Origin of the sequence: Rhizobium sp. BIGb0125 (assembly GCF_024810055.1) — a bacterium.
GTDB lineage: Bacteria > Pseudomonadota > Alphaproteobacteria > Rhizobiales > Rhizobiaceae > Agrobacterium.
This window is the reverse complement of the sequence record NZ_JANUDV010000001.1, coordinates 142666-167518: the sequence shown is the minus strand read 5'-3', so window position 1 is coordinate 167518 and position 24853 is coordinate 142666. Positions and strand designations below refer to the sequence as shown.

The 24853-nt window shown below is 54.8% G+C and carries 23 protein-coding genes; 6 read left to right on the top strand and 17 right to left on the bottom strand.

Annotated features, from left to right (window positions below):
* Positions 1-209: 209 nt before the first annotated feature.
* From M2418_RS00745 to odc2, 3 genes are all read right to left on the bottom strand, one after another.
* Positions 210-896 carry an OmpW family protein gene (locus M2418_RS00745; RefSeq protein ID WP_259142589.1) on the bottom strand — a complete coding sequence of 229 codons (687 nt, stop codon included), beginning with the start codon at positions 894-896 and terminating at the stop codon, positions 210-212.
* 299 nt (positions 897-1195) lie between these two features.
* Positions 1196-1765: a GNAT family N-acetyltransferase gene (locus tag M2418_RS00740; RefSeq protein WP_192488046.1), complete on the bottom strand. Its 570-nt coding sequence runs from the start codon at positions 1763-1765 to the stop codon at positions 1196-1198.
* A 194-nt stretch (positions 1766-1959) separates the two neighbouring features.
* Complete coding sequence (gene odc2 / locus M2418_RS00735; RefSeq protein WP_192488045.1) at positions 1960-3093, bottom strand: ornithine/lysine decarboxylase; 1134 nt, start codon at positions 3091-3093, stop codon at positions 1960-1962.
* A gap of 539 nt (positions 3094-3632) precedes the next feature.
* Here odc2 and M2418_RS00730 point away from each other — a divergent pair.
* From M2418_RS00730 to M2418_RS00720, 3 genes are all read left to right on the top strand, one after another.
* Positions 3633-4526, top strand: coding sequence for a LysR family transcriptional regulator (locus tag M2418_RS00730; RefSeq protein ID WP_192488044.1), 894 nt, complete (start codon positions 3633-3635; stop codon positions 4524-4526).
* A 91-nt stretch (positions 4527-4617) separates the two neighbouring features.
* A complete protein-coding gene (locus M2418_RS00725) occupies positions 4618-5262 on the top strand; it encodes a DUF1007 family protein (protein ID WP_192488043.1) in 645 nt (214 codons plus the stop codon).
* Positions 5259-6314 carry a nickel/cobalt transporter gene (locus M2418_RS00720; RefSeq protein WP_259142576.1) on the top strand — a complete coding sequence of 352 codons (1056 nt, stop codon included), beginning with the start codon at positions 5259-5261 and terminating at the stop codon, positions 6312-6314. Before M2418_RS00725 ends, M2418_RS00720 begins: the two co-directional genes overlap by 4 nt.
* A 12-nt stretch (positions 6315-6326) precedes the next feature.
* Here the strand turns inward: M2418_RS00720 and M2418_RS00715 are convergent, their stop codons facing one another.
* From M2418_RS00715 to M2418_RS00700, 4 genes are all read right to left on the bottom strand, one after another.
* Complete coding sequence (locus tag M2418_RS00715) at positions 6327-6551, bottom strand: hypothetical protein (RefSeq protein WP_259142574.1); 225 nt, start codon at positions 6549-6551, stop codon at positions 6327-6329.
* Entirely contained in the window at positions 6548-7231 is a 684-nt protein-coding gene (locus M2418_RS00710; RefSeq protein WP_250982260.1) for a GNAT family N-acetyltransferase, read from the bottom strand. The genes M2418_RS00715 and M2418_RS00710 overlap by 4 nt, the downstream gene beginning before the upstream one ends.
* 112 nt (positions 7232-7343) lie before the next feature.
* The gene (locus M2418_RS00705) at positions 7344-8045 is read right to left on the bottom strand and encodes a tellurite resistance TerB family protein (RefSeq protein WP_192488039.1); all 702 of its coding nucleotides are present in this window, start codon (positions 8043-8045) and stop codon (positions 7344-7346) included.
* A gap of 124 nt (positions 8046-8169) precedes the next feature.
* Positions 8170-8808 (bottom strand): 2-dehydro-3-deoxy-phosphogluconate aldolase, encoded by a 639-nt coding sequence (locus M2418_RS00700; protein WP_250982261.1) that lies wholly within the window; start codon positions 8806-8808, stop codon positions 8170-8172.
* 154 nt (positions 8809-8962) lie between these two features.
* On the opposite strand from M2418_RS00700, the gene M2418_RS00695 reads away from it, so the two are divergent.
* From M2418_RS00695 to M2418_RS00685, 3 genes are all read left to right on the top strand, one after another.
* Positions 8963-9451: a CYTH domain-containing protein gene (locus tag M2418_RS00695; protein ID WP_192488037.1), complete on the top strand. Its 489-nt coding sequence runs from the start codon at positions 8963-8965 to the stop codon at positions 9449-9451.
* Positions 9435-10346, top strand: coding sequence for a CHAD domain-containing protein (locus M2418_RS00690; protein ID WP_259142560.1), 912 nt, complete (start codon positions 9435-9437; stop codon positions 10344-10346). Before M2418_RS00695 ends, M2418_RS00690 begins: the two co-directional genes overlap by 17 nt.
* 107 nt (positions 10347-10453) lie before the next feature.
* Positions 10454-11398 carry a rhodanese-related sulfurtransferase gene (locus tag M2418_RS00685; protein WP_259142551.1) on the top strand — a complete coding sequence of 315 codons (945 nt, stop codon included), beginning with the start codon at positions 10454-10456 and terminating at the stop codon, positions 11396-11398.
* Positions 11399-11528: 130 nt separating this feature from the next.
* Here M2418_RS00685 and M2418_RS00680 read toward each other — a convergent pair whose 3' ends face one another.
* The 10 genes from M2418_RS00680 to M2418_RS00635 form a co-directional block, all read right to left on the bottom strand.
* The gene (locus M2418_RS00680; protein ID WP_259142549.1) at positions 11529-13739 is read right to left on the bottom strand and encodes a bifunctional diguanylate cyclase/phosphodiesterase; all 2211 of its coding nucleotides are present in this window, start codon (positions 13737-13739) and stop codon (positions 11529-11531) included.
* Positions 13740-13932: 193 nt separating this feature from the next.
* Complete coding sequence (locus M2418_RS00675) at positions 13933-14712, bottom strand: MetQ/NlpA family ABC transporter substrate-binding protein (RefSeq protein ID WP_259142546.1); 780 nt, start codon at positions 14710-14712, stop codon at positions 13933-13935.
* Positions 14713-14745: 33 nt separating this feature from the next.
* Entirely contained in the window at positions 14746-15414 is a 669-nt protein-coding gene (locus M2418_RS00670) for a methionine ABC transporter permease (RefSeq protein WP_259142544.1), read from the bottom strand.
* A complete protein-coding gene (locus M2418_RS00665; RefSeq protein WP_310503169.1) occupies positions 15404-16504 on the bottom strand; it encodes a methionine ABC transporter ATP-binding protein in 1101 nt (366 codons plus the stop codon). Before M2418_RS00665 ends, M2418_RS00670 begins: the two co-directional genes overlap by 11 nt.
* Before the next feature lie 344 nt (positions 16505-16848).
* Positions 16849-17481, bottom strand: a complete 633-nt coding sequence (locus M2418_RS00660) for an NAD(P)H-dependent oxidoreductase (protein ID WP_250982268.1) — start codon at positions 17479-17481, stop codon at positions 16849-16851.
* 127 nt (positions 17482-17608) lie between these two features.
* Positions 17609-18988: a GH1 family beta-glucosidase gene (locus M2418_RS00655; RefSeq protein ID WP_259142542.1), complete on the bottom strand. Its 1380-nt coding sequence runs from the start codon at positions 18986-18988 to the stop codon at positions 17609-17611.
* 230 nt (positions 18989-19218) lie between these two features.
* Positions 19219-20529 (bottom strand): xylose isomerase, encoded by a 1311-nt coding sequence (gene xylA, locus M2418_RS00650; RefSeq protein WP_259142532.1) that lies wholly within the window; start codon positions 20527-20529, stop codon positions 19219-19221.
* A 74-nt stretch (positions 20530-20603) separates the two neighbouring features.
* Positions 20604-22055 (bottom strand): xylulokinase, encoded by a 1452-nt coding sequence (gene xylB / locus M2418_RS00645; RefSeq protein WP_259142522.1) that lies wholly within the window; start codon positions 22053-22055, stop codon positions 20604-20606.
* A gap of 39 nt (positions 22056-22094) precedes the next feature.
* The gene (locus M2418_RS00640) at positions 22095-23123 is read right to left on the bottom strand and encodes a LacI family DNA-binding transcriptional regulator (RefSeq protein WP_250982272.1); all 1029 of its coding nucleotides are present in this window, start codon (positions 23121-23123) and stop codon (positions 22095-22097) included.
* A gap of 139 nt (positions 23124-23262) precedes the next feature.
* Positions 23263-24846 carry a DHA2 family efflux MFS transporter permease subunit gene (locus tag M2418_RS00635; RefSeq protein ID WP_259142513.1) on the bottom strand — a complete coding sequence of 528 codons (1584 nt, stop codon included), beginning with the start codon at positions 24844-24846 and terminating at the stop codon, positions 23263-23265.
* Positions 24847-24853: the final 7 nt, after the last annotated feature.

Genomic DNA, 24853 nt, shown 5'->3' with positions numbered 1-24853 from the left:
GATTGCATGCATAAATGCGGAAAACCGTGGTTCGACTAAGAGAGACTTCACCATGGCATATGCCTGCGGACGGCCGGTGCTCTCACCCGTGCTGCCGTTATACGAGATAAGGCCCGTCTTCGTCAAACGGGCCTCGCTAAAAGATGCATAAAATGGAACTGCTGCGGTTATGACTATGCAATAAACCGCTCCGCTTGGGAGCTAGGGCCTTAGAAGCGGTAAGTGATACCGGCACCAATCAGCCAAGGATCAATCTTTGCCTTGCCGCTGACAGGACCAAGCACGTCATGTGTGGCAGTCCATCTGGTGTCGAGGAAGATCTTCTTCACGTCGAAGTTCACACCCCAGTTTTTGTTGATCATGTAGTCGGCACCAACCTGCAGCGCGTAACCAAAATCGTTCTTAACATCGAGATTGGAGAAACCGGGCTTTTCAGACTGGTTGTAGAACAGCGAGTAGTTCACACCGGCACCGACGTAAGGCTTGAAGTTGCCGAAATTGGTGAAGTGGTACTGCAGTGTCAGTGTGGGTGGCAGCAGCCAGGATTTACCAACCGCTACGCCATCTAGACCGCCGGTGCCATCGATCTTGGCATAGGTCGTGCCAAGAATGAGTTCTGCAGCGATATTGTCGGTGAAGAAATAGCTGATGTCGAGTTCCGGAATAACCGTATCGGAATAGGAGAGACCAGCGCCGGGCAGTTGATCAACAGAACCGCTGTCATGTGTGATAACGCCAACGCCACGAACACGGATCATCCACGGGCTCGCGGCCTCAATGGCTTCTTCAACGGTTGGCGCAGGCGCTGGTGGCGCGAGATCTGCAGCCATGGCGTTGGCACCCATCAATGCCACCCCAGCCATCAACATGACCCGCATTGCGTTCTTCGTGTTCATTTCATCTCTCCTTGTACCAATTGAGCACCGAAACCTGCTTTGCTCCATCAGCGGCAGGTTTGGCACGACAACATCGCCTGCGGTTTTGGAATAGGTTTTCCTGTCAGCAGGGTTGTTGGGAGAGACTATGAGACCCGAAATCACCACGGCGGTTTGAGCCAGATCAAACACACAGGTTTAACACTGCGTTTTGAAACGCGGAAAAGCGGGTCGCGACAAAAATGTCACACAAATAATAGTTGCCCGATATGACAATGGCCCCGAACGGGGCCATCGCACGGAATTTCAGGGAATCAAATTCAGTAGGAGAGCTTGCGGCCACTGGCCACCAGCATGCCGGCGGCGCCATCCAGCCAACCGTCTTTCAACTCCAGCGCCAGAAAACGGTGACGCTCAAATGGACCTGGCATCACCAGATGCTGTGTTTTGGCTGCAAAGAAACCGAAACGTTCGTAATAGGGTGCATCGCCGACCAGCAGAACCGCACCATGGCCACGGTTGGCCGCTTCGGAAATCGCCGCACGCATCAAAGCTGCGCCAATACCCTTGCCTTCATGCAAGGAATCAACCGCAAGCGGGCCCAGCAGAAGCGCAGGTAGCGGACGACCTTCCGGCGTAACACCAGCTTCAACATTCCACAGGCGCACAGTGCCGATGACGTGACCATCATTGTCACGGGCAACAAGTGCCAAACCATCGGCCGGAATGCGGCCCTTGCGCAGCTTCTCGGAAGACTTGCGGCGACGGCCCGGGCCCATGGCACGGTCAAGCAGGTTTTCGCGCGCGACAACATCGCCCGGATTTTCAGCTTCGATATGGAATGTCTGCGGCGTGAAAAACGCCCGGACTGAATTGAGAACAGCGGCCATCACGGCCTCCCGTTACATAACCGCGCACAAGCGGCCCCAAAACAATATTGTGAATAAGCCGTCCCGGCCCCTCGTCCGCTCATCCTCACTGGAGGAGGTGCAGCAAGCAGGGGTTGCGCAAAGCGTGGCGCGAGGCCGGAACGGAAAGATCCGGGTTAATTGGCCGGAGCACTGACAGCCCGGCCAAAAAACACTCAGATCACATAGGCTTTGAGTGGCTCGAAACCGTTGAACGCCACCGCCGAATACGTGGTGGTGTATGCACCGGTACCTTCGATCAGAACTTCATCGCCAATCGTCAGGGATACGGGCAGCGGATACATGTTCTTTTCGTACAGCACGTCGGCGCTATCGCAGGTTGGGCCAGCCAGAACGCAAGGCTGCATTTCGTCCTGGTCACGCTCGGTGCGGATCGGGTAACGAATTGCTTCGTCCATGGTTTCAGCCAGACCACCGAACTTGCCGATGTCGAGGTACACCCAACGATGGTTGTCATTGTCGGACTTGCGCGAAACCAGCACGACTTCTGCCTTGATGACACCAGCGTTGCCGACCATGCCACGACCTGGCTCGATGATCGTCTGGGGGATCTGGTTGCCGAAGTGCGTACGAAGCGCAGCGTCGATTGCCTGACCGTAAGCTTCTGCCGATGGAATGTCGCGCAGATACTTGGTCGGGAAACCACCGCCCATGTTGACCATCTTCAGGTGGATGCCCTGCTTGGCAAGCGAGGAGAAAACCCGCTTTGCATCGGAAAGAGCAGCGTCCCATGCGTCAAGGTTCAACATCTGCGAACCGACGTGGAAGGACACACCGTGGGATTCAAGGCCAAGCTGATGTGCGTAAACCAGAACATCGACAGCCATCTGCGGTACGCAGCCAAACTTGCGCGAAAGCGGCCATTCGGCACCTTCACCGTCAGTCAGGACGCGGCAGAACACACGCGAGCCAGGTGCTGCACGGGCAATCTTTTCAACTTCTTCATGGCTGTCCACCGCAAACAGGCCAACGCCCAGTTCGAAAGCGCGGGAAATGTCCCGCTCCTTCTTGATGGTGTTGCCGTAAGAAATACGGTCAGCAGTCGCACCGGCGTCAAGCGCCATCTGGATTTCGGCAACCGAAGCGCAGTCGAAGTTCGAGCCGAGGGAGGCGAGCAGCGACAGGATTTCAGGAGCCGGGTTTGCCTTCACGGCATAATAGATCGAGCTGTTCGGCAGCGCGTGCTCGAAAGCATGGTAGTTGTCGCGCACGACCTCGAGGTCAACCACGAGGCATGGCCCTTCAGGACGGCGGGTCTTGATGAAGTCAAGGATGCGTGCAGTCGTCATCGTTATAATCCCTGTATAATCCGGCTCCGGAATTTCCGGAGGACAAAGAACGCTCGAGATATGCTTACCGATCAGCCGGTGGAGGCGCAGATCAGTTGCATACGCTCAAGGCGCAAATATGGACAAAACCCTGCCACGGGAATTATCCGGCTTTGTCTGCCATAGATTGGAGGGATTGGACCCAACCGCACTTCCGGCAATGATGGTGTGCCTCTTTAGTACCCCGGCTGATGGAAAGCCGGCAGAGAACCAGAAAGGCCCGCACCGTCGTTGCTTCAGATGTCCTCGCATTTTCCGGTTGGCCGGAATAGCGACTGGAGGGGTTAGTTCCAGGTACCTTACCGAACTCCTCACCACATCGAGGGACGGCGGACACCCATGGGCACGTGCGACTTTGGGCAAAACGGGAAATAAGAATATTCGCCGTCATAATCAAGAGGATTTTTTCATCGAATTGAGGTTTTTTTCACCATGTATTTTTCCATTGAACAGCGACGCCCGAACGTTCAATTATATGGAACAAACAGGAGAGAACGGCCATGGATACCCTCACCCGCATCCGCGCATTTATTGACGTTGTCGAAGCGGAAGGTTTCTCGGCTGCAGCCCGTAAAACCGGGCGCTCCAAGGCCTTGCTGTCCAAATATGTACGCGAGCTGGAAGACGATCTCGGCGCCCTGTTGCTGAACCGGACGACACGGCAGTTTTCGCTGACCGAAGCGGGCCATACCTATTACCGCACCGCCTCTGATATTCTGAAAGAAATTGACAACCTCGCCGACCTGGTGCGCGAGAACAATGCCGACCTGAAAGGCAAGTTGCGCATCTCGGTCCCACGCACCTTCATCGACGCTGAAATCGGTCAGAGCCTGATCGACTTCGCCAAGGAAAATCCGGAGCTTCAATTGGAGATCCTGGCAGAAGACCGTTTCGTTGACCTGATCGAGGAAGGTTTTGACCTTGCGGTGCGCATTACCAAGCTGGAAGATTCCGGCCTCATTGCTCGCAAGCTCTCCGATTTTCGCGTCTACGCCGTCGCCACAGCCGATTTTGTCGCCCAGTATGGCCCGCTGAATGAGCCGCAAGACATGTCCCGCGTGCCGTTCATTGTCGATACTAACTCACGCTTCCATAACAACATCCGTTATTTCGAACCGAATGGCGCCAATGCCTCGGTGGCTGTCAGCGGCCCGATTGAGGTCAACTCGCCACAGGCAACGCTGCGTGCGGCGCGTGCCGGACTGGGTGTTGCCATGGTACCGGACTTCATTGCCAAACCCTATATCCAGTCTGGTGAACTGGTAACCCTGTTCGATGACTACATCGCCAGAGACCGCGGCATCTATGCGGTTTACCCTCATCGCCGTTATCTGCCCGCCAAAGTGCGCAGCTTTGTCGACTTCTTGTCGAACTGGTTTCGCAAGAACGGATAAGTCACCGATAAATTGATCGTGAGCTGAGTCGAAATTCGGTCCCATTTTCCGCTAAAACTGGCTGACAGATTCGCGAAGGGCACATGGGTTGATGAAAAAGACAAGAACTGCAATTGCGGCTGGGCTGTTGCTCGCCCCTGCCCCGGCCTTTGCTCATCCGCATATCTTTGCAGAAGCACGTCTTGAGGTCATTGCCGGCTCCGACGGCAACATCAGCGAACTGCGCAACATCTGGCGTTTTGACGAAATGTTTTCTGCCAGTGTGATGCTGGATTTCGACAAGAACAGCGATCTGAAGCTCGACAAGGATGAGTTGGCCGAAGTGGGCAAGGTGGTACATGAATCGCTTGCCGACTTCGACTATTATACCTTCGTGACCGAAGACGGGAAAAAGACCGACCTTGCCAAACCGGATGCCATTCATGTCGATTACGATAACGGCCAGATCCTGATGTTCTTTTCGATCAAGCCCGCCAAGCCCATGCCAATGAAAGGCAAGATGAGCTTCGGTGTGTGGGATCCGACAATGTATACCGCGATCGATTTCGCAAATGATACGGATCTGGCCACCAAGGGAGACGGTTTTAACGCCTGTAAACGGGCTGTCATCCGCCCGGACGCCGACGAGGTGCTAGCGCAGAACCAGTCTACCTTGACCGACGCGTTTTTTAACGACCCAACCGGAACAGACATGTCGAAACTGTTTTCGACAAGGCTGGAGGTAACCTGCCCATGACAAGCAGATTGAACCGCATGGTGCCGCTTCTTGTGATCAGTAGCATCTTTCTGGCAACGGCTGCCCATGCGCAATCTCCACTTGGCATTGGCTCTGCGGAGCCATCCTTCTCAGTATCAGGTCCATTCGGTTCATTTTTCGCCTGGATCAACACGCACCAGCAAAGCTTCTATCGCGCACTGACCGGTGCATTGAAGGCGATGCGCGAAGATCCTTGGGCCCTGACCTCGCTGATCGGCCTTTCTTTCGCCTATGGTGTGTTCCATGCCGCCGGTCCCGGCCACGGCAAGGCAGTAATCTCCTCCTATATGATTGCCAATGAGACGGAGCTGCGGCGCGGTGTGCTCATCTCGTTCATTTCGGCGGTGCTGCAGGGCATCGTCGCCATTCTGCTGGTTGGTGCGGCCTATCTGGTACTGCGCGGCACGTCGATCACCATGACCAAGGCCACCCAAGCCATGGAGATTGCCAGCTTTGCGATGATCGCCCTGTTTGGCGCATGGCTGCTGGTGCGCAAATTGCGCAGCATTATGGTGCGTGAACCGGCCGCTGCCCCTGTTGGTGTTGAAAATGCTGGCGCCAGCGCCCTTGGAACCAAGGGCATGGGAACCGGCCTCAAATTTAAGGGACAACAAGTTTTCCCTGATCATCAGCACAGTGGCGCCGGCAATGTCTGCTCGACATGCGGTCACGCCCACGCACCGGATCCATCCATGTTGCGGTCTCGTGATTTCAGTCTGCATGAGGCATGGTCTGCCATCATTGCCGTGGGCCTGCGCCCCTGTTCAGGCGCGATCATCGTCATGAGCTTTTCGCTGTTGAACAGCCTCTATCTCGGCGGTGTCCTGTCTGTATTGGCAATGTCGATCGGCACGGCGATCACCGTATCCATCCTGGCCACATTGGCCGTCATGGCCAAGGACGTGGCTGTTCGTTACGCAGGTTCCGGCACCACCAAAGCCATGCGCGTCGCCACCGTCATTGAAATTGCCGGTGCGCTGTTTGTGTTGTTGATGGGCCTCGCCTTGCTCGGTGCTTCCCTGCAGTCGTGATGCGCCACGCAGTCAGGTGTCAGACTGGTCCTTGCGACGCTGGTACCGCCCGCGCAGCCAGAACAGAAGAAAGAATGACAGCACTGCCGCCGCGCCAAATGCCGCAGCCAGCCACGGCGAATAATCTGCCAGCCACAGCATGATGTTTGGCATCACAAAAAACAGCAGGGCAACGCCAACAAAAATCACGGCAGCAGCAAAAACAGGCGAACGCCCTTTTGGATCAGCACTGGTCATGCCGCCATCCCCGCACGAATATCTTCCAGTTTCCGTTTCTGTGAGCCGTCAGCATCGAAATTGTCAGGATCGAGCCATGCCTCAAAGGCATCACGGATTACAGGCCATTCGCTGTCGATGATCGAAAACCATGCGGTATCGCGGTTCGCACCCTTTGACACCATGTGCTGACGGAACACACCTTCGAAAGTAAAGCCGTAACGTCTCGCCGTGACCTTGCTCGGCTCGTTTTCATTATGGCATTTCCACTCGTAGCGGCGATAACCAAGATCCTCGAACACATGTTTGGCCATCAGATAATGAACTTCGGTGGAAAGCGGTGAGCGCTTCATCGCAGCACCATGCGCCACGGAACCAACCTCGATCACGCCATTGGCAGGATCTGGCCGCATATAGCTTGCCATACCAACAACGGTACCGCCGGCATTTTCGGTAAATACCAAAGTGACCCAGCCGAGTTTCTGCTGGGCGCCTTCGATCCAGTCACCAAATGCATCAGCATTCGGGAAGGCTTGCTGCGGGAAATATTTCAAAAGGGCGTTGGTTTCCAGACCGCCAAGGGCATCCCAGAGTTTCTGCAGATGTGATGCGCGGTCAAATGGCTGCGCGGTGACATACCGCCCGTTAAGCGTCACCGGTTTTGGATCCGGACATCCCTTGAAATCAGCAAGATCGCGCATTCTTTTCCTCACCATTTTGTTGAGAAAAGATGTAGGCCAGTCATTGCTCAAAAACAACAGCATATCGGGCAGTGGGGTTGCCACCTAACGCGCAACCCCACCGGAATCTTTATCAGGCCTTAGCGGCTGAAACCGTGGCTTCGATGTGATCTACCAACGCATCCGGCAAACCAAGACGGCCAGCAAGCAGGTCAAGATAACCGCGTTCTGCGCGTGTATCTGGATCGATCGTCAGGCGGGATGCCGTATAAAGCTCAACCTTCTGCTCTTCGGTCTTGGCAGCGGCCACAAGCGCATCGAGATCGAGCGGTTCAGCCAACTCTTTTTCAATGAAGCGTTCAGCTTCCGTATCGAGACCGGAAATCTGTACCTTTTCCATGATACGCACGCGTTCACCGGCATCAATGTGACCGTCAGCCTTGGCAGCAGCAATCATCGCCTGCACCAGCGTCAAGGCAAAGTCATTGGACAGTGTTGCCGCCTGCGGGTGGAAGGGCGAATCTGCCGGTGGTGGCAGAAGTTCGGTTGTCGGCTCAGGCTGCGGTGCGTTCTGCGGCGCCTGCCCGGATTTGTAGTTCTGATATGCGAGATAACCAAGACCGGCAATGGCAGCGATACCGCCCACGGTTGCCGCGTTGCCCGCCAGCTTGCGGCCGGTCTTTGTGCCAAGAATAGCTGCGGCAAGTGCGCCGGTTTTCAGCGGGTTGTTCTTAGCGATATCGGCAGCCTGACCTGCTCTGTCACGAACAGTCCCTGAAAGTCCCGGTACCTGGGAACCAAGGAATTGTTCAAGAAGCTTCTTGGCGTCGAACATCAAAATCTCCTGTATCGATCAAACTCGAAACAGGAGATAGGAACGGCAACCATCAAATACAAATTATAAAAGCCAGCGTGACGGGGACCACGCTGGCTCTCGAAATTTTGTGTTGGAGATTGACTTAAGCAGAAAGTGCTGCCGCTTCCGCTGCGAGCTTAGTAATGCCAGCCCAGTCGCCAGTTGCCACCAGTTCACGCGGCGCAACCCAGGAACCGCCAACGCAAACGACGTTTGGCAATGACAGATAGTCATTGGCGTTCTTCAGCGAAATGCTGCCGGTTGGGCAGAAGAAGGTGCCCGCCAACGGCGAAGACAGTGCCTTGAGGTAAGGTGCGCCACCAGCCTGCTCGGCCGGGAAGAACTTCAAGACCTTGTAACCTTCATCGCGCAGCGCCATGACCTCGCTGGCGGTTGCAGCACCTGGCAGCAACGGAACCTTGGAATTTTTGGCAGCATCCAGAACGCTTCTGTTAACGCCTGGGCTGACGATAAAGGTCGAACCAGCTTCAACAGCCGCGTCGAAATCCCGAGCATTGAGAATGGTGCCGGCGCCGACATGCGCGCCTTCAACTTCTGCGGCAACTGCGCGCACGGCTTCAAGCGCCGCAGGTGTGCGCATGGTGATTTCGATGGCCTTCAAACCACCGGCAACCAGTGCACGGGCCAGCGGGACGGCAGAGGCAACGCTGTCAACAATCAGAACAGGCACAACCGGCTGAAGTTTCAGGATGGAAAGAAGTTTTTCAGAGTCCTGCGCCATTACGGTGCCTCCCAGATATGAAACGATTGAATTACAGGTGATGAATTATCGCGTCGTGATTGTCCTGTCGAGACTAAAGCAAATATTTCAGGCAAATTGCTTTTTCCAAACGAAACCATGAGATAGTGTGCCACAAAATTGGACATGGGCTTGCATGGCAAAAGAAATAGAACGCAAATTTCTCGTTTCGGGCGATGGATGGAAAACCGACGTGTCCTCCAGCATGACCTTCCGTCAAGGATATGTCGTTTCCACAGAAAACCGCTCAGTCCGCGTACGCATCGTCAACGATGAAGACGCCACACTGACGATCAAGATTGGCGCCAGCAGTCTTGTACGCGACGAATATGAATATTCGATAGCGCTTGGCGATGCGCAAGAGATGATCGGCACCGCCATTGGCAATGTCATCCAGAAAACCCGCCACCTTGTCGAGCACAACAACTTTACCTGGGAAGTTGATGTCTTTGAAGGTGTGTATGGCGGTCTGGTCGTTGCCGAAGTGGAACTGACATCGGTCGACGACAATCCTGACCTGCCAACATGGCTGGGCCGTGAAGTCACCGGCGACAAACGGTACTCGAACCAATATCTGGCCACGGAAAACCTGCTCGGGGAACTGCCGGATGTCGTATCGTCTTGATCCTGCAAAACCATTTGCGGAAGAGGTGCGCAAACTAGGAAATGCGCTTCTGGCAGACGCCATTGCCATTTTGTCTGATACGACTGGCGATCGCCACGAAGCCATTCATGAGGCACGCAAGAAGTTCAAGCGTCTGCGTGGCCTCTACCGGCTGATCAGGCCGCTGGCGCCTGGTTTTTTCAAAACCGAAAATGCCCGCTTGCGTGACGTAGCCCGCTCGCTTTCCGGTGCACGCGATGCCGCCGCTCTGGTTGAAAACATCAATTACCTTCACCAGCACGCTCGTTCCGCCGCAGAAGCCGAAGCACTTGATATGGCACGCACCGCACTGACGCAAAGACGTGATCGCATTTACAGCGAAGAAGGTGATCTCTCAGGTGTCATCAACGCTGCCATAGCCGAGTGCGAAAAAGCGCTGATCGCCGTGCAGGGCCTGTCCTTGCCTGATAGCAGGCGTAGCGTCGCCAAAGGCATTGCCAGGGCGTGGCTGACAAATGGCAAAAAGGCCGCCCTTGCGCAGCAAGAATGCCGCAAGGGAGAGAAAGCGGAAGCTTTCCACGACTTGCGTAAATGTTGCCAGACCTACCGCATGTATCTCGCCTTGCTGCGAAAAATCTGGCCCTCAGCAATGCTGGCAAAGGAAAAGAACGCCTCAGCTCTCGCTGAACTGCTGGGTCACCAGAATGACCTTTCGGTGCTAGCCGCCTGTGCAGATCGCGAACCCGATATTTTCGGCAATGGCGATACACTGGCCCGGTTGCTGGACGCCATCATCAACCAGCAGCAGAAGCTGGAACAGACATCTCTCGAGCTGTCCGAGCTCGTTTTCCGCGATCGCCCAGACGCCGAAAGCAAGACCATCAAATCACTCTGGAAACGGGCATGCGCTGCATGAGAATGCCTGTACGCCAAGGGATTTGACAAAATTCAAAATCACCTGAACACTGTAAAAATCGTAGAATCCGCATTGCGTAGCGTGCCGTCTGGCTGTATTTCAGCGCCATGACCGACACAACAATTCTTCCGCGCCCGGAAGCCACTGGCGAATTTCTCGTGGCTGCCCTTTATCATTTCGCAAGCTTTCCGCAGTTTGAAAGCTTCCGCGAAACGCTGTTCCGCATCTGCCAGGAAAATGGCATCAAGGGCACGCTGCTGCTGGCCCATGAAGGTATCAACGGCACGATTGCCGGGACGGACGAAGGTATTGCCAAAATTCTAGCTTTCATCCGCTCGCAACCGGAATTTTCCGCGCTGGAACACAAGGAAAGCCGCGCTTCCAAAATGCCGTTCGTGCGCATGAAGGTGAAGCTGAAAAAAGAAATCGTCACCATGGGTGTGCCGGATATCGATCCGAAGAAGATTGTTGGCACCTATGTCGACCCGAAGGACTGGAACGCGCTGATCTCGGATCCTGAGACGATCCTGATCGATACGCGTAATGATTATGAAACGGCAATCGGCATCTTCAAGGATGCTGTCGATCCGAACACCAAGACATTTCGCGAGTTTCCAGACTGGGTGAAAAACAATCCCGGCCTGCACAACAAGCCGAAAATCGCCATGTATTGCACTGGCGGCATTCGCTGTGAGAAGGCCACGGCCTTCATGAAAGAGCAGGGTTTTGAAGAGGTTTACCACCTCAAGGGCGGCATTCTCAAATATCTGGAAGAAATCCCGCAGGAAGAAAGCCTCTGGGAAGGCGCATGTTTCGTGTTCGATGAGCGCGTTTCGGTGACCCACGGACTGGCCGAAGGCAACCACCAGCTTTGCCACGCCTGCCGCAATCCGATTACCCCAGACGTTCGCCTGTCTCCTATGTTTGAGGAAGGCGTATCTTGCCCAGGTTGTTATGAGGAACGCACGGAAGAAGACCGTCAGCGTTTTCGTGACCGTCAGCAGCAGATCATGTTGGCCAAGAAACGCGGTCAAAAACACATCGGCAGTTAAGCCTATCTAATCTAAGCCAACACGGCCTATATCAAAATGCTGGGGCATACTGATTTGAACGTCAGTGTGCCCTTATCTTTTGGAATTTGATTGTCCCGGAAACAGGCAGGCTGAATACATGCAAAGCCGTTCAGCCAAATGCCCTTTGCTCATCACGGGGCAAGGTTGCCTTCTGGCGTTCCAGCAGCAAAGTCACCTCTTCCGGCGAAACCGGCTTTGAGAACAGATATCCCTGCAATTCGTCGCAACCGCACAATTGCAGAATGGATGCCTGCTCGACGCTTTCCACGCCTTCGGCCGTAACAGGAATTTCCAGCGAGCGCGCCAACGCTACGGTCGCTTCGAGCATGTCAAGCGAACGGCCACCATTCTCCAGAGCCGCCACCAGAGAGCGATCAATCTTCATTCTATTAAAACCGAAACGGCGCAGATATCCGACACTGGCAAAACCTGCGCCAAAATCATCCAGCGCAATCTGAACACCAAGAGCCTTCAGCTTCTCGATGACAAAGCTGGCACGTTCAGGATGCTGGATGAAATAGCCTTCTGTCATCTCCAAGCGTAGCCGCTCCGGCTCCATCTGGGTTTGACGCAACACATCATGCACAGAGGTTGAGAAGGACGGATTTCTGAACTGAACCGGAGAGATATTCACTGACAGTTTGATCTCTGGCCAGCGCCGGGCGGTCATGCAGGCTTTGCGCAACACGATTAGACCCAGCTGATCGATCAGACCGCTGGTTTCCGCGACCGGGATAAACACCTCTGGAGACACAGGACCGTGCCCGTCACGGTTCCAGCGCACTAGGGCCTCAACCCCCGTGATGCGGCGGCTTTTTGCACTGACGACAGGCTGGAAAACGACCGTCAATTCGTCTTTTTCAATGGCACGACGCAAATCCGCTTCCAGCATGTTGCGGTCTTCACGTTCGGTATCCAACTGCTCATGATAGGAAACCCAGCGACCCCTACCATTTTCTTTGGCTTCATACATCGCCATATCGGCGCGTCGCAGCAATTCCTCGCCGTCAACCTCGCCGCGCTCGGAGGTCGCAACGCCAATGCTGCAGCCGATCGTTGCGACGCGCTCACCAATCACGAATGGTTCGGAAAACAGCAACAGACAGGCTTCACAGAGATCAAGGCACTGCTGCTTAGAATAGGGTCCGTTGATGGCAACAGCAAATTCATCGCCGCCCAAACGTGCAAGAACCGCTCCCTGCGGCACCAGCATCTTCAGGCCGGCAGCAACGCCCTTGATCAGACGGTCACCCGTTCCGTGTCCGTAGGAATCGTTGACTTCCTTGAAACCATCCAGATCGAGATAGAGAAGGTTGACCTCATCGGACCCTAGGCGGGCCTTGGCAACCATCTGCTCAAGCCGCTGGAAAAGTCCGGCGCGGTTATAAAGGCCGCTGAGACGATCCCGCAGCGCCTCTTCCTTGGCGTGCGCCTCATCAGTCTTGATACGGCCAATAATTTTTGAGCCGACAAAAAACAGCGTCAGGAAAAACAGGCCGGCAATTACCACAGCCAGAAGAACGGTCGGACGCACCTCCCGGAAGCTGACATCACCAGGAGCACGCGAACGCCAGGTCAATTTGCCAAGCACCTCACCTTGCGGGCTGAAGATGTTCACAAAATAGCGAGCGTCAAAGTTGGCTTTACGTAATTGCAGACCATCGACAACATAGGTTTTCGACAGGCGCTTGATCTTGGCAGTGTCCAGATGACGGGCGAACACCAGATAACGACGTGTCTCACCAGCGGGAACGTCAAGTGCCATCTTGGGGCGGATGAGTGCTACGCCGATAACGGTAATGCCGCGGTCCGATTGGACAAAGCCGGTCGCCTCTGGGTTCTGGCCGAAAGGTATCTGCCGCACAGTCTTGAGCAGCTCTGTCAGACCGGTCGGAAACAGTTCCTGCGGAGAACGCAGAACCGGCTGCCCAAACTGATAAAACATCTGAACACGGTCATTTTCGTCGATCACCAGCGCCGTATCAAACAACTCGCTGTTGACAGTCATATCGCCGTAGTTGCTGACAACCCAGTCGTGGCCATTGGCAGCATAAACAAACTGGGCAGCATCATCCCAGGCAGCATAGTCGTTTAGCGTTGCACCCAACTGCGCCTGAAACGTCTCCAACGCACCGGTAATGGTTTCGCGTGAACGTTCCTCATCCAGCTTGTTGGTGTTCTGGGCAACGTCGTTCAGAGCAGACAAAACGAGCATCGTGACGACTGTTACAATAACGGCCAAAGCAGCAAGGAGAGCAGTGACGATGCGACGCCACTCTCTTTGCGATGTATTCACGACGTCTCGCGGTTTGGTCCGCATGCAATTCCCTTCGAGAAAACAACACTTTCCGGGGAAATTGTTCAAAAGATATTAAATCTGCGACCGGCTACCCCCTTAAAAAGCACAGGTATGAAACTGTAGTCGGCTAAGGGGAGTTTTTCGGACAATAAAAAGCCTTCCTCGCTTTTGCGAGGAAGGCCCATAAACTCTAGGGTATTTCGCGGTAAAATGCTTACCAGGAAGGGATAACCGTGCCCTTGAATTCGTCGGTGATGTAAGCCTTCACTTCCGGGCTCTGGTAGGATTCAACCAGAGTTTTTACCCATGGCTGGTCCTTGTCGGCAGTGCGCACAACGATGATGTTGGCGTAAGGCGACTTTTCGCTTTCAATGGCGATAGCATCGGTCTTCGGATTAAGGCCACCCTGCGAAGCGTAGTTGGTGTTGATGACCGAAGCATCGGTATCATCAAGCGCGCGTGGCAACTGGGCAGCATCCAATTCTGCAAACTGCAGGTTCTTAGGGTTTTCAATAACGTCAGCTGGCGTTACCTTGAGACCAGCTTCTTCCTTGACCTTGATCAGGCCCTTGGAGGCCAGAACCAGCAGAGCGCGGCCGCCATTGGTCGGGTCGTTCGGAATGCCAATTGTCGCGCCGTCCTTCAGTTCGTCCAGGCTCTTTACCTTCTTGGAGTAAACGCCCATTGGAGTGGTGATTGTTGTGCCAACGCTGACGAGGTCGAACTTGCGGTCGGCAACTTGGTTGTCGAGGTATGGCTGGTGCTGGAAGGAGTTGGCGTTCAGTTCGCCATCGTTCAGCGCCTGGTTCGGAACAACATAATCAGAGAATTCGAGAATTTCCAGGTCGAGATCCTTCTTGGCAGCCACTTCCTTGACCACTTCCATGATCTTGGCATGTTCGCCCGGCGTTACACCGATCTTGATGGTTTCAGCCAGCGCGCTGCCGGTGGAAAACAGGGCAGCGAGGGAAGCTGCGATAATCAGTTTTTTCATGTCAGTCTCCTTGGGGTAGATTGTTATTGCTTGTTAGTTTTTACGATTACGCTTGTCGAAATGGCGGGCAAGCCTGTCGCCCGCACTTTGAACCAGCTGCACCAGAACGATCAGCACTGCGACAACGGCAAGCATCACTTCCGGCATAAAACGTTGATATCCATAGCGAATGCCAAGGTCACCAAGACCACCGCCACCGACAGCACCGACCATGGCCGAGTAACCGATCAAGCTGACCAGGGTCAGGGTAAGCGCCAGCGTAATGCCGGGCTTGGCTTCGGCCAGCAAAACCTTGGTAACGATCTGCACCGGTGTGGCACCCATGGCGCGCGCCGCTTCCACCAGACCCTTGTCGACTTCGCGGATCGCCGCTTCCACCAAACGGGCAACAAATGGAATGGTTGCAACCGTGAGCGGAACGATGGCTGCCGAAGTACCAATGGAGGTACCGGCAACAAGGCGGGTAAATGGAATGATGGCCACCACTAGAATGATGAACGGCGTAGAGCGGGCGGCATTGACGATCAAACCAACGATACGGTTGGTGATCGGCGCTTCAAAAAGCTCGCCTTTGCCGCTGGTCGCCAGGAAGATTCCGATCGGCAGGCCCACAAGCGACCCGACCAGACCGGAGATCGCCACCATGTGCAATGTCTGTAAAAGTCCCTTCCACAGAAGGATAAAGAGCATATCAGGCGACATAGCCGAGCACCTCCGTGGCAAGTCCGGTTTCCGCATAAAGACGGTCAGCGCGGGAAATTGTTTCAGGTGTTGCGGGGTAGGAAACCACAAGTGAACCAAATGGTTCGCCTGCAATTTCCTCGATCGTGCCGGCCAGAATATTCACATGTGCACCGATTTCGCTGACCAGTCTTGCCGTCAGCGGCTGGAAGGCTGTCGCACCGAAGAAGATCAATCGCACCAGAACGCGATCACCACTGTCGGGCTGCGGTTTCAGTACACCGCTGATCCATTCAGGCAGTTTGGCACCGATCGAAGATGACAGCAGGCTGCGGGTGGTTTCATGCTTTGCAGCCGTGAACACGTCAAAGGTACGACCGCTTTCGACGATCAGACCCTTGTCGATAACGGCAACCTGTGACGCGATTGTTTTCACCACTTCCATTTCATGGGTGATGAGAAGCACCGTAAGGTTAAGTTCCGAATTGATCTTCTGGAGAAGTTCAAGAATGGACTGGGTAGTCTCAGGATCAAGCGCCGAAGTTGCTTCATCTGATAGCAAAAGCTTCGGCTCGGTTGCCAGAGCGCGGGCAATGCCGACACGCTGCTTTTGACCGCCGGACAGTTCCGCCGGGTAGCGGTTGGCTTTGTCGCCAAGTCCGACAAGTTCAAGCAAAGGCTGAACTTTCTTTTTGATATCCTGGCGGCTGACACCGGCAATCTCCAGCGGCAGCGCCACGTTGTCGTACGCGGTGCGCGAAGCCAGCAGGTTGAAATGCTGGAAGATCATGCCGATCGAGCGGCGCAACTGGCGCAGACCCTGTTCATCCAGCCTGCTAACATCAACGCCATCGACCAGAACGCGACCGGATGTCAGCGTCTCCAGGCCGTTGACGAGCCGGATCAGTGTGGATTTACCAGCGCCTGAGCGCCCGATGATGCCGGTAATGGAGCCGCGCGGAACAGAAAGGTCCACACCGCCGAGTGCGGTAAACGCCGCTTCGCCGTTTTGGCCGCCAAAACGTTTGGTGACATTTTCAAACACAACCATGGCATCAGCATGTGCTGGTGGTTGCTGAGCGGTGCTGCCCGCTGTCAATTGGAAACTCATGGATAACTCTACGGATAATGTCTGTTGTGCGTATCTCTTTAAATCAATTCCGGCTGAAATAAAGGATTCTGCGTTTTTTGGTGTCTATCCTGCCATTTTTACAGCATCAACGATGCTCGCAAGATAAGTCACCCGTGCATTCAGTGCGTGTCGTTACGCAATCACGAAGCACATTCGATTACAGCACATAGTCCGTGTCATTTTATTCTGCTTTCACACCAAAGTCGTTATCGACTTTCTTAGGTGCCCCAAACATGCCTGTATGCGACACCTTTTGACAGGGAAAATTTTTCAACTGAAAGGCAGTTTCAGGAAAATTTTCCGCAGTTATGTCCTTAAAGCGATTACTTTACCGAAGAAATGAACTGATCGTTCGGACGACGGACCTTTTTGAGGTTCACCAGCCAATCACCATCTTCCTTGCGGTAGCCAAGCGGAAGGATGGTAACCGAGCGCAGGCCCTTCTCACGCAGGCCCAAAATCTCATCCAGCTTGTCCGGATCGAAACCTTCCATTGGTGTCGAGTCCACGCCTTCAAACGCAGCCTGAGCAAGCGCCATGCCGAACCCGATATAGGCCTGACGTGCAGCGTGTTCGAAGTTCACCTGAGCATCGCGCGGAGGATACATGTTCAGGAGCATCTGGCGATAGTTCTCCCAACCTTCGTTCTTGATGCCGCGCTCTTCATTGACGAGATCGAACATGCCGTTGATGCGCTCAGCGGTGTAGTTATCCCACGCTGCAAAAACGAGAAGGTGCGAACCATCGGTAATCTGAGCCTGGTTCCAGGCGATTTCCTGGATCTTCGCACGCACTTCCGGATTGGTAACGACGATAATTTCAAACGGCTGCAAGCCGCTTGATGTCGGAGCAAGACGGGCAGCCTCCAAAATACGGGCAACCTTATCTTCCGTTACCGGCTTGGAAGGGTCCATCTTTTTGGTGGCATAACGCCAGTTCAGTTTTTCAATAAGCAAAGTAGTCTCCTTGGGAGGATCACTGACGCTGCCATCAGGCAAGCGTGCAGGTTTCATTTTGAAACCCGCTACACATAGGGCGCCAGTCCACAACTGCAAGCAGACATCGCAACGTAACCACCCAAAACTACGAGGCAGCCTTTTTGTGATTGCCCTTCGGAAATTCGGCCGCCAGCGACGAGTACCATTTGCCGCTTTTTTTGACGGTCCGGACCTGAGTGTCATAATCGACATGCACAAGGCCAAAGCGCATGCGATAGCCCTGCGCCCATTCAAAATTGTCCATCAGGCTCCAGGCAAAATAACCACGCATCGGGTAACCGTCCTTGATCAGATCGGCAACCACCGACAAGTGGTCAACGTAATAATCAAGGCGCGGCTGGTCATCGACCTCACCATTTTCAACACCCATATTGTAGCAGGCACCGTTCTCGGTGATGTAGCAATCGGGCAATTCATAACGGCGATAAAGCTCCTCTACCAACGAATGCAGGGCCGGAGAATAGACCTCCCACCCGATATCGGTCGTCACATCGTTGACGAAAGGTGCTTCAACCGTGGCTGGGAATTCAGCTGAAGGATTTGGATCAGCGGCAACCCGCATCGGTGTGTAATAATTCAATCCCCACCAATCGAGTTTCTGGTTGATGATGGTGAGATCGCCATCTTCGACAACCGGCATGCGGTCACCCAGCGCCTCAACGAAATCCGAGGGATATTCACCCTTGAATACAGGGCCAAAAAACACACCATTATGGAACTGGAATGCCCGCTCGGCTGCGGCCTTGTCCGCAGCACTGTCGGAAGCAGCAATGACCGAATGTGCGTTCAGCACCAGACCAACCGGCACGTTGGGCGCGACATCCCGGCAGGTCTGTACGCCAAGACCGTGGGCAAGATTGGTGTAATGCATCGCCGCCAGTGCGGCGTCCATGTTGCGTTCACCCGGCGCGTGAATGCCATAGAGATGGCTAAGCCACACCGAGCACCATGGCTCGTTAAAGGTGGCAACAGCGTCCAGCCGGTCGCTCAAGCGTTCCATCACCGTGCGGGTGTAGCGCTGGAAGGCATAGGCGGTGGAACGCGCAGTCCAGCCGCCATCACCCATCAGGGTCAACGGCAGATCCCAGTGGTAAAGTGTGGCATAGGTTTTGATGCCCCTCGCCTTGCAGCCGTCAACCAGACGGTCATAAAAATCCAGCCCTCTTTCATTGATCGGACCGGTGCCATCCGGAATTATACGTGGCCATGCAATAGAGAAGCGATATGCCTCGACACCCATATTTTTTATGAGATCGAGATCGGCATCCAGACGGTTGTAATGATCGCAGGCAACGTCACCATTGTGGCGACCATAAACACGTCCGGGCATGTTGCAAAAAGCATCCCAAATCGAAGGTTTGCGACCATCTGCCTTGGATGCTCCTTCAATCTGGAAGGATGCCGTTGCGACACCAAACAGAAAATCACCGGGAAAGCGTGTTGCAAGCACCTTGGGATCGATCATTCCGTCTCCTCCTGAATAATTTGGCCCGTTAAGTATCGGGTTTGGGTCCTGCCCTGGACAGGTGTTTGCAAGGTATAAAGGCAAATCATCGCCTACTGCAACGTTTCAGTTAAATCATACAAAACTTTTACGACAGGGATTTGGTGCAAATGCAGCGAGTTAGCAACAGAAAAGGCGGGGTTTGATCCCCGCCTTTCATCAGCTTTTTTACATAAAGCTTTTCGGCCGTTTTAAACGTAACGATTTACGACATTTTCGAGATATTCCTGACGACCCGACTTCGGCTGAGGATTGATATTGTCACGCTCAACCAGAGCAGCAATCTCATCCAGCTTCAACTCGCCACGCAGCATCTTTTGCGCCGAAGGAGAATCCCACTTTGAATAACGGTCCGAAAGCGGCTTCGACAGCGCGCCATCTTCAATCATCTTGGCAGCAGCCTTCAGGCCACGGGCGCAGCAATCAATGCCGCCGATATGACCGATCAGAAGATCAGCCGGATCAAGCGACTGGCGACGCAGCTTGGAATCGAAGTTGGTGCCGCCGTTCTGGAAGCCACCACCGGCCAGAACATGATAATAGGCCAGCGCCATTTCCGGCACGTTGTTCGGGAACTGGTCGGTATCCCAGCCGGACTGGTAATCATTGCGGTTCATGTCGATGGAGCCGAAAATGCCGAAGGCGTTTGCCATGGCCAGTTCGTGCTCGAAGGAATGGCCCGCAAGGATCGCGTGACCCTGCTCAATGTTGACCTTGACTTCCTTTTCCAGGCCATGACGCTGCAGGAAGGCATAAACCGTTGCCACATCATAATCATACTGATGTTTGGTCGGTTCCTGCGGCTTCGGCTCGATCAGGATCGTGCCTTCAAAACCAATCTTGTACTTGTATTCGACAACAAGGTTCAGGAAGCGGCCCATCTGGTCGAGTTCGCGCGACAGGTCGGTATTCAGCAGGGTTTCATACCCCTCGCGTCCGCCCCACAGAACATAGTTGGCACCGCCCAGTCGCTTGGTAGCATCGAGGCAGGTTTTGACGGTCGCAGCCGAGAATGCAAACACATCCGGATCCGGATTGGTCGAAGCGCCCGACATGTAACGGCGGTGCGAGAACAGGTTGGCAGTACCCCACAGAAGCTTGACGCCGGTTTCCGCCTGCTTCTTCTCGAAGTGGTCAACGATCTCGTTGAGATTACGGGTGTTCTCCGCAAAGCTGTTGCCTTCCGGGCGAACGTCCGCATCGTGGAAGCAATAAAACGGTGTACCCAGCAGCGAGAAAAACTCAAAGGCAACATCAGCCTTCAGTTTTGCCGCATCCATTGTGTCGGAAAACCATGGGCGCTCAAATGTCTGGCCACCGAACGGATCCCCACCTGGCCATGTGAATGTGTGCCAGTAGGCCACCGCAAAACGCAGATGATCTTCCATGCGTTTGCCAGCCACGATCTCGTCCGCATTGTAATGACGAAACGCCAGCGGATTTGTGCTGTCCGGTCCTTCATATTTGATTTTGGTGATATCACCGAAAAAGCCTGTCGACATGGGTATTCCTCCTGAAATCTAACCTCTGTCAATGAAAGTAGACCCACCGGCTTGCGCCGGAAGAAAACGGGATGTTAGTGCGCGAGTTGGCGAATGGCCGGGTAGAGCTCGCGGTAACGCTGATAGGCAGCATCGTAGGCACCGCTAAGTGCCGAGACAGGCTCGATGGTTCTAGCGGTCTGCGGCGCCGTGCACACGGCAACCGGGTCGGCGCCCGTGGCCGCAATAAGACCAAGACGTGCGGCACCGAAGGCAGCACCAAAATCACCATCGGCGGGAATATCAACCGGCACATCAAGGGCCGTTGCAATCGACGCCAGCCAGTATTCCGAGCGTGAACCGCCGCCAATGGCCGTGACGCGAGAGATGCTTGTACCGGCCGATTTCAACGCTTCCAGATTGTCACGGATGGCAAAGCTGACACCTTCAAGCACCGCCTGCGTCAAGACCGAACGGTCACTTTCATGACCAAGACCGATAAAGGCACCACGAATGACCGCGTCATTGTGTGGTGTGCGCTCGCCAGACAGATAAGGGGCAAATGTCACGCCGCTTGGTGCCTTCAGGCTGTTGCCCAGCTCCGTGGTCAGTTCGGCTGCAGATTTGCCTGCAATGCCGGAATACCAGTTAAGGGCATCGGTTGCCGACAGGATCACGCCCATCTGGTGCCAGGTACTTGGCAAGGCGTGGCAAAATGCATGTACGGCACTTTCAGGCTTGGGCAGATAGCTGCTGTTGGCCGCAAACAATACGCCGGATGTCCCCAGCGAAACGAAAGCAGCGCCTTCCGATACCGTGCCCATGCCGCAAGCCGATGCAGCATTGTCACCGGCGCCACCGGCAACCACGACATCGCTCATGCCCCAAGCAGATGCAAGCTCGCCGCGCAGTTTACCAGCCTGCTCAGTGCCTTCCACCAGCGAAGGCATGTGGCTTTCGCTAAGACCGGTTGCATCCAGCAATTCTGCCGACCACTTGCGGGCACCGGTATCAAGCCAGGACGTTCCGGCAGAATCCGACATTTCGGAGATATATTCACCGGTCAGCCAGAGGCGCAGATAATCCTTCGGCAGCAAAACCTTGGCGACCTTGGCGAAAATCTCCGGTTCATGTTTGGCAACCCATGCCAGCTTTGGCGCGGTAAAACCTGGGAACACGATATTGCCGGTCAGCTTGCGGAACCTTGGGTCAGCATCCAACTTGGCAGCCTCGGCATAAGAGCGCGTGTCATTCCATAGAATGCAGGGACGAAGCACCGCACCGGCCGCATCAACAAGGGTTGCACCATGCATTTGCCCGGACAGCCCAATGCCTTTCACGGCAGCAAGTTCCTTGGCATGGGAGGCGTTCAGTCCGGCGATTGCCACTTCACTTGCCTTGATCCAGTCCGCAGGGTTCTGCTCCGACCAACCGGAATGAGGCCGGGACACCTCAAGTGCGCCATTGGCAGAACCGATAATACGCTGGTTGCCATCAATCAGCAGCGCCTTGACGCCAGACGTCCCCAAATCGAGACCAAGATACATGTTATTCCTCCATGAAAATACGGTGAGACGGATTTGCAATCACGGCAAATTATCTCGCATGAATATGTCGAGGCGAATGCGTTCTTGTGCCGCAATCACTCCCACCTTGTCAGCCTTGGCCTTGAGCACACGAATGCTGCTGCGCACCTCATGCCCGGCATCCTGATTGAGTACGGCGTCGATAAGCCCGGCCTTGAGCGCCGCAGTGGTGTGGGTGCTCAGCTCGTGTGCAATGACCGCCGGTCTGCCACGCGATTGCGGCAGGTTTTCCAGCGCCCGGATAAGACCTCTGTTACCGGCACCCAGGCTATAAACACCGCCAATATCTGCATGTTGGGCAAGTGTATCGCGCACCAGCTTTTCAACCGTCGCAACATCATCACGCCCTTCGAGAACCGGCAGAATTTCCAGCTGCGGAAACTCTGATCCCATCACCGACATGAAACCGTCGACGCGCTCGCGGTGATCGCGCACCATCAGCGAACCGGCCAGCACAGCGATCTTGTTGGCCGACGGATTGGCAAAACGCCCAAGCAGGCTGGCCGCCGTCTTGCCGGCAGCAATATTGTCGACACCGGCATAGTGGTCGCGTTTTGAACCGGAGAGGTCCGAAACGATTGTCACTGTCGCTATGCCGTCATCCGACAGTGCCGCAACCGCCTGACGCACCGCATCACCCTCAACGGCAACAAACGCAACGCCGGCCGGCATGTCGGCCCGCGCGGTTTCCAGCGCAGCAACAAGTGCGGCCGCATCAAATGGGGGAATTTCAAGCAGCGTAATTTCGGCGCGCTCCGAGGGGCCACGCGAAATCGCTGCACGCACCTCATCCCGCAATGCCTGCATGAAGGAGTTGTCATTGTTTGGCAAAATGAAAACCAGTGGATAAACGCGGCTGCGCGCCAGATTGGCAGCGGCAACATCACGCACGTAACCCAGCTCGGCGATGGCTGCTTCCACACGCGCCTTGGTCACTTCCCGTACACCGGAACGGAGGTTGACCACACGGTCAACTGTGGCAAGGCTCACACCCGCCTTCGCAGCAATGTCGTGAACTGTTGGCTTCATTTCCGTCCTCCGACAGCCCTTCTATTCCCAAATTTGAGGTACGTAAATCAAAAAATAGCGGACGGCAGCAATCATCTTTAAACGTAAAATGAAAAAGGCCGCCATTTCTGGCGGCCTCGGCGGTGGATAGGGAAAATCGTTAGTGGCCGCTGCCTGCAGGCGGTGCAGCAGATGGCTTGCGGATCAGCAACGTCAGCGTCACCAGGAAGCAGAACAGCACTGTCAAGGTCATGAACACATCGGCAAATGACAGCAGCCATGCCTGTTGCGTTACCATGCCCGCCAGCTTCTTGAAGGCGACTGAAGCGCCATCCAGACCGTAGCTGTCATAGTTCGCACCTACACTGCTCAACCAATCCAACGCTTCCGGATTTTTGAAGTTCACATGCTCCGACAGACGCGCATAATGTTCATCGGTGCGCTGTGTCAGCATGGTGTTGATTATGGCCAGACCAACCGCACCACCGAGGTTACGGGTGAGGTTGAACAGGCCCGACGCGTTCTTGATACGCTGCGGCGGCAACGTGCCGAGAGCAATGTTGTTGATCGGCACCATGCACATCATCAGCGAGCAACCGCGCAGGATCTGCGGAACGAGCAGTTCGTAGAAATCCCAGTCCGAGGTAATGCCAGTCATCATATAGGTGCCAGTGGCAAAACCGAGGAAGCCAATACCCATCATCACACGCGGATCGAGCTTGTTGGACAGCATACCGGCAACCGGAGCTGTGAAGAACATCGCAAGACCGGACACGAACATTGTCTCACCGATCATCAGCGAGTCGTAACCACGGATACGTCCGAGATAGAGCGGGTAGAGATAGGTCAGACCGTAAAGGCCAACCCCCATCACGAATGAGAACAGTGAACCAATCGAGAAGTTTCGGTCCATGAAGGCCCGCAAATCCACGATCGGGAATTCGACCTTGAACGCTCTCCAGAAAAACACAACAGCACCGATGGTCATGGCAATCGAACCGACAACGATATGTTCATCGTTGAACCAGTCCTTGTTGTTGCCTTCCTCGAGCACATATTCCAGCGAACCGAGGAACACGCCCATAGCCAGCAGACCCCACCAGTCAAACTTCTTCCAAAGTGACTTTTCGGGCTTGTCGAAGTCGATCAGGCTCCAGGTCAGCAAGGTGACGATGATACCCGGCACAACGTTGACGAGGAACAACCAGTGCCAGGACATGGCGTGGCTGAGATAACCACCCACCGTCGGACCGATGGTCGGCGCAAGTGTTGCCACCAGACCAATGATCGGAGACACGATGCTACGCTTGGACGGAGGAAAAATGGTGAATGCTGCGGCAAACACCGAAGGGATCATGCCACCACCGATAAAGCCCTGAATGGCGCGGTACACGATCATCTGGTCGATGTTGGTGGCCGTGGCGCACAATGCGCTCGACAGGGTAAAACCTGCTGCACACATGCTGAACAGCACCCGCGTTGACAGGATACGCGCCAGCGTGCCCGACAGCGGGATCATGATAACTTCAGCGATCAGGTAAGACGTCTGCACCCAGGCGATTTCATCCGAGCCGGCACCAAGGCCGGCCTGGATTTCCGCGAGAGAGGCAGACACAATCTGGATGTCCAGAATGGACATGAACATGCCCACGACCATGGCAAAGAAGGCAATGAGCCGCTTTTTATCCATGGGGGGATCGGACGCGGCAACTGCATTGCCGCCTCGGATGACCGCTTCCGTCATGATGCGA

Excerpts from the sequence above, each read along its gene's own strand:
- M2418_RS00745 (WP_259142589.1), bottom strand. The coding sequence starts at position 896 with ATGAACACGAAGAACGCAATGCGGGTCATGTTGATGGCTGGGGTGGCA.
- M2418_RS00740 (WP_192488046.1), bottom strand. The coding sequence starts at position 1,765 with ATGGCCGCTGTTCTCAATTCAGTCCGGGCGTTTTTCACGCCGCAGACA.
- odc2 (WP_192488045.1), bottom strand. The coding sequence starts at position 3,093 with ATGACGACTGCACGCATCCTTGACTTCATCAAGACCCGCCGTCCTGAA.
- M2418_RS00730 (WP_192488044.1), top strand. The coding sequence starts at position 3,633 with ATGGATACCCTCACCCGCATCCGCGCATTTATTGACGTTGTCGAAGCG.
- M2418_RS00725 (WP_192488043.1), top strand. The coding sequence starts at position 4,618 with ATGAAAAAGACAAGAACTGCAATTGCGGCTGGGCTGTTGCTCGCCCCT.
- M2418_RS00720 (WP_259142576.1), top strand. The coding sequence starts at position 5,259 with ATGACAAGCAGATTGAACCGCATGGTGCCGCTTCTTGTGATCAGTAGC.
- M2418_RS00715 (WP_259142574.1), bottom strand. The coding sequence starts at position 6,551 with ATGACCAGTGCTGATCCAAAAGGGCGTTCGCCTGTTTTTGCTGCTGCC.
- M2418_RS00710 (WP_250982260.1), bottom strand. The coding sequence starts at position 7,231 with ATGCGCGATCTTGCTGATTTCAAGGGATGTCCGGATCCAAAACCGGTG.
- M2418_RS00705 (WP_192488039.1), bottom strand. The coding sequence starts at position 8,045 with ATGTTCGACGCCAAGAAGCTTCTTGAACAATTCCTTGGTTCCCAGGTA.
- M2418_RS00700 (WP_250982261.1), bottom strand. The coding sequence starts at position 8,808 with ATGGCGCAGGACTCTGAAAAACTTCTTTCCATCCTGAAACTTCAGCCG.
- M2418_RS00695 (WP_192488037.1), top strand. The coding sequence starts at position 8,963 with ATGGCAAAAGAAATAGAACGCAAATTTCTCGTTTCGGGCGATGGATGG.
- M2418_RS00690 (WP_259142560.1), top strand. The coding sequence starts at position 9,435 with ATGTCGTATCGTCTTGATCCTGCAAAACCATTTGCGGAAGAGGTGCGC.
- M2418_RS00685 (WP_259142551.1), top strand. The coding sequence starts at position 10,454 with ATGACCGACACAACAATTCTTCCGCGCCCGGAAGCCACTGGCGAATTT.
- M2418_RS00680 (WP_259142549.1), bottom strand. The coding sequence starts at position 13,739 with ATGCGGACCAAACCGCGAGACGTCGTGAATACATCGCAAAGAGAGTGG.
- M2418_RS00675 (WP_259142546.1), bottom strand. The coding sequence starts at position 14,712 with ATGAAAAAACTGATTATCGCAGCTTCCCTCGCTGCCCTGTTTTCCACC.
- M2418_RS00670 (WP_259142544.1), bottom strand. The coding sequence starts at position 15,414 with ATGTCGCCTGATATGCTCTTTATCCTTCTGTGGAAGGGACTTTTACAG.
- M2418_RS00665 (WP_310503169.1), bottom strand. The coding sequence starts at position 16,504 with ATGAGTTTCCAATTGACAGCGGGCAGCACCGCTCAGCAACCACCAGCA.
- M2418_RS00655 (WP_259142542.1), bottom strand. The coding sequence starts at position 18,988 with ATGATCGATCCCAAGGTGCTTGCAACACGCTTTCCCGGTGATTTTCTG.
- xylA (WP_259142532.1), bottom strand. The coding sequence starts at position 20,529 with ATGTCGACAGGCTTTTTCGGTGATATCACCAAAATCAAATATGAAGGA.
- xylB (WP_259142522.1), bottom strand. The coding sequence starts at position 22,055 with ATGTATCTTGGTCTCGATTTGGGGACGTCTGGCGTCAAGGCGCTGCTG.
- M2418_RS00640 (WP_250982272.1), bottom strand. The coding sequence starts at position 23,123 with ATGAAGCCAACAGTTCACGACATTGCTGCGAAGGCGGGTGTGAGCCTT.
- M2418_RS00635 (WP_259142513.1), bottom strand. The coding sequence starts at position 24,846 with ATGACGGAAGCGGTCATCCGAGGCGGCAATGCAGTTGCCGCGTCCGAT.